This is a genomic window from Methylosinus sp. Ce-a6, assembly GCF_009811655.1.
In the GTDB taxonomy this organism is placed as follows: domain Bacteria; phylum Pseudomonadota; class Alphaproteobacteria; order Rhizobiales; family Beijerinckiaceae; genus Methylosinus.
This window is the reverse complement of record NZ_BGJX01000009.1, coordinates 122,804-133,106: the sequence shown is the minus strand read 5'-3', so window position 1 is coordinate 133,106 and position 10,303 is coordinate 122,804. Positions and strand designations below refer to the sequence as shown.

Here is a 10,303-nt window from a genome sequence, read left to right as displayed (position 1 = left end):
TTCCTCTTCGCCCGCCGACCCATCGCGCTCCTCGACGAGCCGCCGCCCAAATACCTCGTCCCGAGCCGATGGAAATCCCCAGACCAGCTGGAACTCCACTATGCCTGATTTTCCCCGGACAGCCGTGCGCGTAGCGGGGGAGGGTGAGGGAGGGGGGCCTTCGGGTCTAAACTCTAAAGGCTCAGCGCCAGCGCTGCGTCGCCATCATCTTGCGAATGCGCTCCTGCACCAACGCCGTCGCGGCGTCGCGCAGCGAGACGCGCAGAGAAGACGCGCGCGCGATGATCTCCCGCATGTTGCGCGAGATCTTTTCCTCGATCGCCGCGAAAGCCGCCTTCTCGTCGCCGCCGGCATATTCGACCGACGCGCAGATGACGCCTCCGGCGTTGGCGATGAAATCCGGCGCGCTGACGATTCCGCGCTCGAACATCATGCGCTCGGCCTCTGCCGTGGCGGGAATATTCGCGCCTTGCACGACGAGCTTGCATTGCAACCGGGAGAAATTATCGGCGCGCAGCACATCCGGCCGCGCCGCGGGAATGAATATGTCGCAGTCGGCGGAGAGCAGCGCGTCCGGCGCCAGCGCCTCGCCGCGGCCATGGCTCGCGACGCTTCGGCCTTCGCCGCGAACTTGCGCCAGCGCCTCTATGTCGAGGCCGGCGGCGTCATAGATCGCGCCGCGGCTGTCCGAGGCGCCGACGAGGATCGCGCCTTTGCGCGCGAGGAAGCGCGCCGCATGGCGGCCGACGGCGCCGAAACCTTCGACGACGACGCGCGCGCCCTCGAGCGTCACCCCTGCCGACGGCGCCGCGGCCTCCGCCGCAATGGCGACGCCATAGCCCGTTGCGCCGATCTCGTCGAGCGGCACGCCGCCGAGCTCCGCCGGCAATCCGACGGCGCGGCCGATCTCGTCATGAACATAGGCCATGCAGGTCTCATTCGTGCCCATGTCCGGCCCGGGAATATAATCGGTCAAAGGCTCGATCGCTCGGGCGAAGGCGCGGATGAGCTGCTCCTTCTCCTGCGCCGGCATGGCGGGATCGCCGAAAATGACGGATTTGCCGCCGCCATGGCGCAGGCCGCAGGCGGCGTTCTTCAACGTCATGGCGCGAGCGAGGCGGAAACATTCCTCGACGCTGACGTCGGGGGCCATGCGCACGCCGCCGATCGCCGGGCCGGCGGCCACATTGTCGATGACGACGATCGCCTCGAGACCGACGCCCGGCGTGCTCGCATAGACGATCTTCGCTGGGCCGAATTCGTCGACGAAGGAGAAAGCATCCGATTTGAATGATGCGGACATTGCTTTGAGCTAGGCGTCGAACGGCGCGCATTCAAGCGCAGTCGGCGGTCCGCAGCAAAAAATTCCCTTAGGGCGGTGAAAAGCGCGCGGCGGCGCCTTACGTCACTCTGACGAAGCTAGAGGCAGGCCCCATGAACGCCGGCGTCTCCTTTCGAATCGACTTTTTTCGTTTTCTCTCCGCCGAAGGCGATCTCGATCCTTCGACTCCCGCCGAAGCGATAGAGCCGGAGCTTCTGCTCGGCCTCTATCGCGCCATGGCGCGCACGCGCGCCTATGATGGCAAAGCGATAGCGCTGCAGCGCACCGGCAAGCTCGGCACTTTCGCGTCCTCGCTGGGTCAGGAGGCGATCGGCGTCGCCGTGGCCTCGGCCATGCGCAGCGAGGATATGCTCGCGCCCTCTTATCGCGACCATGGCGCGCAATTGCTGCGCGGCATGACCATGGTGGAAAATCTCGTCTATTGGGGCGGCGACGAGCGCGGCAGCGACTATGCCGTTCCGCGACATGATTTTCCGATCTGCGTTCCCGTCGGAACGCAAGTCGCGCATGCGACAGGCGCGGCCTGTGCTTTCAAGCTGCGCGGCGAGAAGCGCGTGGCGGTGGCGATCCTCGGCGATGGCGGCACGTCGACGGGCGATTTCTATTCCGCCTTGAACATGGCCGGATGCTGGGGCGTTCCGCTCGTCGTCGTCGTCAACAATAATCAATGGGCGATCTCGACGCCGCGCGAGCTCGAATCGGCGACGGCGACGCTCGCGCAAAAAGCGGTCGCCGCCGGCGTCGAAGGTCGGCAAGTCGATGGCAATGATGCGATCGCCATGCGCCACGCCGCGCGGCTCGCGATCGAGAAGGCGCGCGCGGGCGGCGGTCCGACGCTGATCGAGGCGCTGAGCTACAGGCTCGGCGATCACACGACGGCCGATGACGCGACGCGCTATCGCGATCCCGAGATCGTGCGGCGCGAGGCGGCGAAGGAGCCGATCGGACGTCTGCGCAAATATCTGAATGCGAGAGGCCTATGGAGCGAGGAGCAGGAGAGGCGGCTCGCGAATGATTGCGCCGAGGAGGTCGAGCGCGCGGTCGCAGCCTATCTCGCGACGCCGCCGGAGACATTTGCGGCGATGTTCGATCATCTCTTCGCGCGCCTGCCGGAGTCGATGCGCGATCAATATGAGGAGGCGCGCCGCTTCGCTTCGAAAGGAGGCGGCGATGGCTGACATGTTCGCGAGACAACGATTCAGCCGACTCCCTATGGCTCTGGATTGCGTCGCTTCGCTCGCAATGACGCGGCCGTCATTGCGAGGAGCGGTAGCGACGAAGCGATCCAGAGCCGCAGGGCCGCGCGAGGCTCGAGGAGGGCGTCATGGCTGAGCTCACACTCGTCGAAGCCGTCAATCGCGCGCTCGCGCATGAGCTCGAGCATGATCCGGCCGTGCTGCTTCTCGGCGAGGACATCGGCGTCAACGGCGGCGTGTTCCGCGCGACGCTCGGCCTGCAGCAGCGCTTCGGCGCCGCGCGCGTCGTCGACACGCCGCTCGCCGAGGCGGCGATCGCCGGGGCGGCGATCGGCATGGCGGCGATGGGGCTGAAGCCGGTGATGGAGATCCAGTTCAGCGGCTTCATCTATCCGGCGATGGATCAGCTCATCAATCACGCATCGCGCCTGCGCAATCGCACGCGCGGCAGGCTGACCTGTCCGATGGTGCTGCGCGCGCCCAATGGCGGCGGCATCCATGCGCCCGAGCATCATTCCGAGAGTCCAGAGGCCATGCTCGCGCATACGCCGGGCCTGCGTGTCGTCATTCCCTCTTCGCCCGCGCGCGCCTACGGCCTGCTGCTCGCGGCGATCCGCGATCCCGATCCGGTCGTCTTCCTCGAGCCGACGCGGCTCTATCGTCTCTTCAAGCAGGATGTCGTCGACGACGGCGAAGCGTTGCCGCTCGACACATGTTTCGTCTCGCGCGAGGGGCGCGACGTCACGCTCGTCGCCTGGGGAGGAATGCTGCATGAAGCGCTCGCCGCGGCGGACAGTCTCGCGCAAGAGGGCGTCGACTGCGAGGTCATAGACGTCGCGACGCTGAAGCCTCTCGATAGCGAGACGATATTGCGCTCGGTCGAGAAGACCGGCCGCTGCGTCATCGTGCAGGAGGCTGCGCGCACCGCGGGCTTCGGCGCGGAGATCGCGGCGATCGTCGCCGAGCGCGGGCTTTACTCTCTTTTGGCGCCGCTCGAGCGCGTCTGCGGCTATGACGTGGTCATGCCGCTGGCGCGGCTCGAGGGCCAATATCTGCCGAGCGTCGCGCGCATCGCGGGCGCCGTGCGCCACACGATGGAGGCGGCATGAGCGTCTTCAAGCTTCCCGATCTCGGCGAGGGCCTGCAGGAGGCCGAGCTCGTGCAATGGCATGTCGCGCCCGGCGAAGAGGTCGCGGTCGACCAGCCGCTGGTCTCGGTGGAGACGGCGAAAGCCGTCGTCGAGATCCCATCGCCGCAAGCGGGACGCATCGAGAAGCTCTTCGCGCAGGCCGGCGAGATCATCCGCATCGGCGGCCCGCTCATCGCCTTCGCCGGCGAGGGCGAGACGCAGGAACAGGCCCGAGAAGACAAAGGCACGGTGGTCGGCGCCGTGGAGACGAGCGGCCGCGTGCTGCAGGAGAGCGCCGCGCCGCTCGGCCACAATGGCGGCGGGCTGCGCGCGACGCCGGCGGTGCGGGCGCTGGCGCGGCGGCTCGATGTCGATCTGACCATGGTGACGCCCTCCGGCGCGGAGGGCGTCATCACGGCCGCGGATGTGCAGCGCGTCGCGCGCATATTGTCGGAGGCGGAGCCGGCCGAGGCGCTGCGCGGCTTCCGCCGCGCCATGGCGCAGAATATGGCGCTCGCGCAAGCCGAGGTCGCCGCCGCCACCGTCGTCGACGACGCCGACATAGACGCCTGGCCGCAGGGAACGGACACGACCTTGCGCCTCATCCGCGCGCTCGTCGCCGGATGCCGCGCGGAGCCCGGCCTCAACGCCTGGTTCGAGAGCCACGCTCTGGCGCGGCGCGTCTTGAAGAAGATCGATCTCGGCATCGCCGTCGACTCCGCCGAAGGCGGACTGTTCGTGCCCGTGCTGCGCAATGTCGCGGAGCGTGAGTCGGCCGATCTGCGCGAGGGGCTGAACAAGATGCGCGCCGACATAGAGTCGCGCCGCATTCCGCCGGAGGAATTGCGCGGCGCGACGATCACCCTCTCCAATTTCGGCATGATCGCCGGGCGCTACGCCGCGCCGGTCGTGCTGCCGCCGACGGTCGCCATTCTCGGCGCCGGCCGCATCCGCCGCGAGATCGTCGCCGACGAGGCGGGCAGGCCAGTCGCGCGGCGCATGCTGCCGCTGAGCCTCACTTTCGACCATCGCGTCGTCACCGGCGGCGAGGCGGCGCGCTTCCTCGGCGCGGTCATCGCCGATCTCGGCCGCGCCGACTGAAGCGACCTGCGGCCGCTATCCACCCGCATGGAATCTTCGCTCCGCTCGCGATGATGGGCCCCCTATCGCCGCGTCGGGTTTTTCGCAGCTCGGCTCAGCCGCCGAATCACGCGGCCTGGGCAAGCTGTCTCGGCGCCGCCCGCGTCGTAGACGCGACCCGCGCGCCGGCGCCGGAAACGCGGCCGGCTGCGCCGTCGAGGGCGCCCTTCGAAAGCTCCAGGCCGAGGAAGCGTTCGCGCTCCACCGAGCCCGGCATGGCGAGCTCTTCCGTGAAACGGGCGTCGAAGCCGAAGCGCGCATAATACGGCGCGTCGCCGACGAGCAGCACGGCGCGATGATTGCGCGCCGCGGCGCGCGCGAGGCCTTCCTCGATCATCGCCGCTCCGAGGCCGAGCGAACGATAGTCGCGCGCCACCGCCAGCGGGCCGAGCAGCAGCGCCGGGCGTCCCGCGCCGGCGAAAACCGGCCACATGCGCATGGTCGCGACGAGTCGTTCTTCGTCTGTGGCGACGAGCGCCAGTCCGCGCGCCGGCATGCGCCCTTCGCGCAGACGCTCGCAGGACTTGAGAAAGCGGGTGGGCCCGAACGCCTCGTCGAGCAGCGCTTCGCGCGCCGCGACGTCGCCCGGCGCTTCGTCGCGAATGTCGAACGCGCGCATGCGCGTCTCGACGCATGCGGCCGCGCGCCCGAAAGCGCTCGGCGCGAAATCGGAATCGTGAGAGGAGAATTCAAAGGCCATCTCTTCCTCCATTCGAGGACGGACGACCCTCGCGCCTGGCGCGCGTCACGCGCGCCCGCCGAACGGGACCGATAGGGGCGAAAGACGGGCGAGGGAGAGATCCCCTCGCCGGCGCGTCAGATGACGAAGGCTTCGAGCGGCGGGAAACCGTTGAAGCCCACCGACGAATAGGTCGTCGTATAGGCGCCCGTTCCCTCGATCAGCACCTTCGAGCCGATCTCGAGGCTGATCGGAAGGAGGTAAGGCTCCTTCTCATACAGCACATCGACCGAATCGCAGCTCGGCCCGGCGATGACGCAAGGCGCGGTCGCGGAGCCGTCCGCCTCGGTGCGGATCGGATAGCGGATCATCTCGTCGGTCGTCTCGGCGAGGCCGTTGAATTTGCCGATGTCGAGATAGACCCAGCGGACGGCGTCGTGTTCGGATTTCTTCGACACCAGCACGACCTCTGCCTCGATGACGCCGGCGTTGCCGACCATGCCGCGGCCCGGCTCGATGATCGTCTCGGGGATGCGATTGCCGAAATGCTTGGAGAGCGCCCGGAAAATCGCCTGGCCATAGGCCTTCACCGCCGGGACATTCTTGAGATAGCGCGTCGGAAATCCGCCGCCGAGATTGACCATTTGCAGCTGAACGCCGCGTTCCGCGAGGTCGCGGAAAATCTCCGACGCCGACTTCAGCGCGCCGTCCCACATGCCGGGATTGCCCTGCTGCGAGCCGACATGGAAGGAGACGCCATAGGCGGAAAGGCCCAGGCGATGGGCGTGCTCGAGGACGTGCGGCGCCATCTCCGGCGCGCAGCCGAATTTGCGCGACAGCGGCCATTCGGCGCCGCTTCCGTCGCAGAGAATGCGGCAGAACACCTTGGAGCCGGGCGCCGCGCGGGCGATCTTCTCCACCTCCGCCTCGCAATCGACCGCGAACAGGCGCACGCCGAGCGCATAGGCGCGGGCGATGTCGCGCTCCTTCTTGATCGTATTGCCGAAGCTCACGCGGTCCGCCGTCGCGCCGGCGGCGAGCGCCTGCTCGATCTCCACGACGGAGGCGGTGTCGAAGCAGGAGCCGAGCGAGGCGAGCAGGGAAAGCACTTCCGGCGCCGGATTGGCCTTCACCGCATAGAAGACGCGCGTGTCCGGCAGAGCCTTGGCGAAGCTCGTGTAATTGTCGCGCACGACGTCGAGGTCGACGACGAGGCAGGGGCCGGCGTCGCGTCCGGCGCGACGGCGCGCCTCCAAAAATTCACGAATACGTTCGGTCATTTGCGGCATCCCCAACGAAGTCGCGGCGCTGAGAGCCGCGGAGTGGCCAAGGGCTTCGATCGGATGCACGACGTCGTTTGCGCGACGCGCTGTGGAGGCGAGCTGCGCATCGAGACGACTGCGTTCCATGACCGCTCGAGCCTACGCCGAAGGCGAAGCGCGAAACGGTCGGGTGATGCGCCGTTGGCTAGACGAGACGCGGACGCGCATGTCCGTTACGGACATGGAATCCGAACCGCATAGCCATCGCTTGGAAGGGGAATATCCCTTTCCGCACGCCCGGCAAGAAAGACAAGCCTCTTCGGTACGCCGGCCTTTGGAGGGCCGACAGAGACGAAAAAGCCCGGTCCGTCGTTGCTTTAAGTCGCGATCCCTCGCTCAGGCGAGGTTCGCCGGTTTCGCCTCCGGCTGCCGGTTTTATCCCGACGGTTGACCGGCCTCTTGTCCGGATCCCCGCCGACCGACACGCGACCACAGGCACGTGCGAAATTGGGCAGTGATGTAAATACGCGGTTTCGCCGGCTCTGCAAGAGGTTTTTCGTAAAGGGGCGAATTTTGTCGCCGTTTCGCCAGATTTGCGGCCTCTGGCTGGAGTGGCCCTGCGACTTGCGGACAGGCCAAAAGCCGGATAGGCAAAAGCTCGGACGGGGCCGTCGGCGGGTCGCGCTCCGCAGATGATTGCCGCGTCCCCAAGAACGCCCGATTCGTCTGCGACCCGAAAGCGGGCTCCGTTCGCCGTATTTTTCCGGAAACCGACTGAAATGATCGACATGACACGCCGCCGGCTCCTCGGCGCGATGGTCGCAGCGGGCGCGCAGGCCGCGCCGCTCGGACGCGCCGTCGCGCAGTCTGTCCAGAACGGGCAAGCGCCGCGTTTCGGCTTGGAGGATGTGGCGCGCCGCGCCCGCGATCTCGCCGGCGCGCCTTTCGACACGGCGCCGCCGCAACTGCCCGACGAATTGGCGAAGCTCGACTTCGACTCCTTCCGCGATCTTCGCTTTCGCCCCGACAAAGCGCTGTTCTCGAATATTCCGGGCTCCTTCCGCCTGCACACCTTCCATTTGGGTTTTCTCTACAAGCGCCCGGTGACGGTGAACACGATCCGCGACGGCATTCCGACGCCCATTCCCTATTCTGCGGCGCTGTTCGAATATGGCCGCAACAAATTCGACAAGACGCTGCCGATCAACATCGGCTTCGCCGGGTTCCGCCTGCATTTCCCGCTCAACGATCCGCATGTCCACGACGAGGTGATCTCCTTTCTCGGCGCGAGCTATTTCCGCTTTCTCGGCCGCGGCCAACTCTATGGCCTTTCGGCGCGCGCGCTCTGCGTCGACTGCGGCGACAATTCGGAAGTTTTTCCGTTCTTCCGCGAATTCTGGATCGAGACGCCGCAGCCGGGGAGCAACCGTATAACGATCTATGCTCTGCTCGACGGCGAGGCGGCGACGGGGGCCTATCGCTTCGATCTGACGACCGGGCAGGAGAGCACGATCGACGTGCAGGCGACGCTGTTCCCGCGTCGCAAAGCGAAATTCGGCCTCGCGCCGCTCACCTCCATGTATCTCACCGGCGAGAACGACCGCCGCATGCGCGACGGCTTCCGCACCGAGCTGCATGATTCGGACGGATTGCTCGTTTATGGCGAGTCGAAGGAATGGCTCTGGCGCCCGCTCGCCAATGCGCCCATCGCGCGGCTCACTTCTTTCTTCGATCCCAATATTCGGGGCTTCGGGCTCCTGCAGCGCGACCGCAATTTCGACACCTATCAGGACATAGACCTCGCCTATGAGCGCCGGCCGAGCTATTTCATCGAGCCGCAGGGCTCCTGGGGTGAGGGCTCGGTCGAGCTTCTGGAGCTGCCGACGCTCGACGAGACCAACGACAATATCGTCGCGGCCTGGGTCGGCGCGCAGCCGCTCGAGGCGGGCAAGCCCTTCTCCTACGCCTATCGCATCACCTCGCTGCTCGATCTGCCGCGCCTCTCGCCCAATGGCCGCGCCGTGAACACTTTCGAGACCGGCGCGCGAGCGCTCGGCTCCGGCGAGCCGATCACGCCGGGCGCGCATCGCTTCATCGTCGATTTCGCCGGCGGCGAGCTCGCCTATTACGTCAATGACGCGTCGCAGGTGGAAGTCGTCGCCTCGGTGATGAATGGCGTCGTCATCCGCTCGAGCGTCGCGGCCAATCCGCACATAGACGGCGTGCGCGTGATGTTCGACGTTCTCGTGAAATCCGGGCAGACGGCGGATGTCCGCGCCTTCCTCAAGGCCGGCGCGCAGACCCTGACCGAGACCTGGACCTATCCCTGGACCGCGCCATGACCCTTCGCCGTTTCACACGGCGAGGCTGAGCTGCGGATCGGCGCTCCCGCCAGCGGGGCCGAGGGAAGAGAGCGTGACTCCGAGCAGGCGCACGCCTTTCTCGCAGGGAAAGAGCGGGCGCAGCAAAGCCAGCGCCGCCGCCTCGAGCGCGGGGCGGGAAGCGATCGGCGCCGCGACCGTGCTGCGGCGGGTGATCTGCCGGAAATCCGCATATTTGACTTTGAGCGTCACCGTGCGGCCGACGATGCGCGCGCTCTCGCAATGCGCGAAGACGCGCGCGACAACGGGCGCGAGCGCGGCGGTCGCTTCGTCGAGCGTGACGAGATCGCGGGCGAAAGTGACCTCTGCGCCGATCGATTTGCGAATGCGGTCGGGCCGCACGGGGCGATCGTCGACGCCGCGCGCGATTCCATAATAATAGGCTCCCGATTTGCCGAAATGCTGCTGCAAAAAGGCGAGCGGCTTCGCGCGTAGATCGAGCCCCGTCTCTATGCCGAGCGCGTTCATCTTCTTCGTCGTCGCCGGTCCGACGCCGTGGAATTTGCCGATACTCAGAGCGGCGACGAAATCGGGGCCCATCTGCGGCGTGACGACGAAGAGTCCGTCGGGCTTGTTCTGATCCGAGGCGAGCTTGGCCAGAAACTTGTTGTAGGAAACGCCGGCCGAGGCGGTCAGCTGCGTCTCTTCGCGAATGCGCGCCCTTATCTCCTCGGCGATGCGCGTCGCCGATGCGATCCTCATGCGGTTTTCGGTGACGTCGAGATAGGCCTCGTCGAGCGAGAGCGGCTCGACGAGCGGCGTGTAGTCGAAGAAAATCGCGCGAATGCGCCGTGAAACCTCCCGATAGACGTCAAAGCGCGGCGGCGCGAAAACGAGCTCGGGGCAGCGCCGGATCGCCGTGACGGAGGCCATTGCGGAGCGCACGCCGAAAGCGCGCGCCTCATAGCTCGCCGCCGCCACGACGCCGCGCTCGCGCGGCGAGCCGACGGCGACAGGCCGGCCGCGCAGCTCGGGATGGTCCCGCTGCTCGACCGACGCGTAGAAGGCGTCCATGTCGATGTGAATGATCTTGCGTTGCGACGTCATATCGAAGCGGCGTCGTGTGAGACGCCCGTATGTATTGAAACCGTCATTGCGAGGAGCGAAGCGACGACGCAATCCAGAGCAGCGGGGCGGCTCCTGGATTGCTTCGCTTCGCTCGCAATGACGGCCG

8 protein-coding genes are annotated in these 10,303 nt (G+C 66.9%); 4 read left to right on the top strand and 4 right to left on the bottom strand.

The features are described 5' to 3' along the window. Positions 1 to 181 precede the first annotated feature (181 nt). Complete coding sequence (locus tag Mspo_RS08595; protein WP_159728780.1) at positions 182 to 1,303, bottom strand: Glu/Leu/Phe/Val dehydrogenase; 1,122 nt, start codon at positions 1,301 to 1,303, stop codon at positions 182 to 184. Positions 1,304 to 1,434: 131 nt separating this feature from the next. On the opposite strand from Mspo_RS08595, the gene pdhA reads away from it, so the two are divergent. From pdhA to Mspo_RS08580, 3 genes are all read left to right on the top strand, one after another. Continuing rightward, on the top strand, positions 1,435 to 2,520 hold the full coding sequence (pdhA, locus tag Mspo_RS08590; RefSeq protein WP_159728778.1) for a pyruvate dehydrogenase (acetyl-transferring) E1 component subunit alpha: 1,086 nt from the start codon (positions 1,435 to 1,437) through the stop codon (positions 2,518 to 2,520). 146 nt (positions 2,521 to 2,666) lie between these two features. Further along, complete coding sequence (locus tag Mspo_RS08585; RefSeq protein WP_159728776.1) at positions 2,667 to 3,647, top strand: alpha-ketoacid dehydrogenase subunit beta; 981 nt, start codon at positions 2,667 to 2,669, stop codon at positions 3,645 to 3,647. Then, on the top strand, positions 3,644 to 4,768 hold the full coding sequence (locus tag Mspo_RS08580; protein WP_159728774.1) for a dihydrolipoamide acetyltransferase family protein: 1,125 nt from the start codon (positions 3,644 to 3,646) through the stop codon (positions 4,766 to 4,768). Before Mspo_RS08585 ends, Mspo_RS08580 begins: the two co-directional genes overlap by 4 nt. A gap of 106 nt (positions 4,769 to 4,874) precedes the next feature. Here the strand turns inward: Mspo_RS08580 and Mspo_RS08575 are convergent, their stop codons facing one another. Together Mspo_RS08575 and Mspo_RS08570 are read right to left on the bottom strand one after the other, a co-directional pair. Continuing rightward, positions 4,875 to 5,426 (bottom strand): GNAT family N-acetyltransferase, encoded by a 552-nt coding sequence (locus tag Mspo_RS08575; RefSeq protein WP_159728794.1) that lies wholly within the window; start codon positions 5,424 to 5,426, stop codon positions 4,875 to 4,877. 197 nt (positions 5,427 to 5,623) lie between these two features. Continuing rightward, positions 5,624 to 6,766 carry a type III PLP-dependent enzyme gene (locus Mspo_RS08570; protein ID WP_159728772.1) on the bottom strand — a complete coding sequence of 381 codons (1,143 nt, stop codon included), beginning with the start codon at positions 6,764 to 6,766 and terminating at the stop codon, positions 5,624 to 5,626. Between the two features lie 761 nt (positions 6,767 to 7,527). Between Mspo_RS08570 and Mspo_RS08565 the strand changes: the two genes are divergently transcribed. After that, positions 7,528 to 9,090, top strand: a complete 1,563-nt coding sequence (locus Mspo_RS08565) for a glucan biosynthesis protein (protein WP_159728770.1) — start codon at positions 7,528 to 7,530, stop codon at positions 9,088 to 9,090. Positions 9,091 to 9,102: 12 nt separating this feature from the next. Here Mspo_RS08565 and dinB read toward each other — a convergent pair whose 3' ends face one another. Further along, positions 9,103 to 10,176: a DNA polymerase IV gene (gene dinB / locus Mspo_RS08560; RefSeq protein WP_159728768.1), complete on the bottom strand. Its 1,074-nt coding sequence runs from the start codon at positions 10,174 to 10,176 to the stop codon at positions 9,103 to 9,105. Between the last annotated feature and the right edge of the window lie 127 nt (positions 10,177 to 10,303).

Coding starts and splice junctions, on each gene's coding strand:
- Mspo_RS08580 (WP_159728774.1), top strand. CDS start 3,644: ATGAGCGTCTTCAAGCTTCCCGATCTCGGCGAGGGCCTGCAGGAGGCC.
- Mspo_RS08595 (WP_159728780.1), bottom strand. CDS start 1,303: ATGTCCGCATCATTCAAATCGGATGCTTTCTCCTTCGTCGACGAATTC.
- Mspo_RS08570 (WP_159728772.1), bottom strand. CDS start 6,766: ATGACCGAACGTATTCGTGAATTTTTGGAGGCGCGCCGTCGCGCCGGA.
- dinB (WP_159728768.1), bottom strand. CDS start 10,176: ATGACGTCGCAACGCAAGATCATTCACATCGACATGGACGCCTTCTAC.
- Mspo_RS08575 (WP_159728794.1), bottom strand. CDS start 5,426: ATGCGCGCGTTCGACATTCGCGACGAAGCGCCGGGCGACGTCGCGGCG.
- Mspo_RS08585 (WP_159728776.1), top strand. CDS start 2,667: ATGGCTGAGCTCACACTCGTCGAAGCCGTCAATCGCGCGCTCGCGCAT.
- Mspo_RS08565 (WP_159728770.1), top strand. CDS start 7,528: ATGATCGACATGACACGCCGCCGGCTCCTCGGCGCGATGGTCGCAGCG.
- pdhA (WP_159728778.1), top strand. CDS start 1,435: ATGAACGCCGGCGTCTCCTTTCGAATCGACTTTTTTCGTTTTCTCTCC.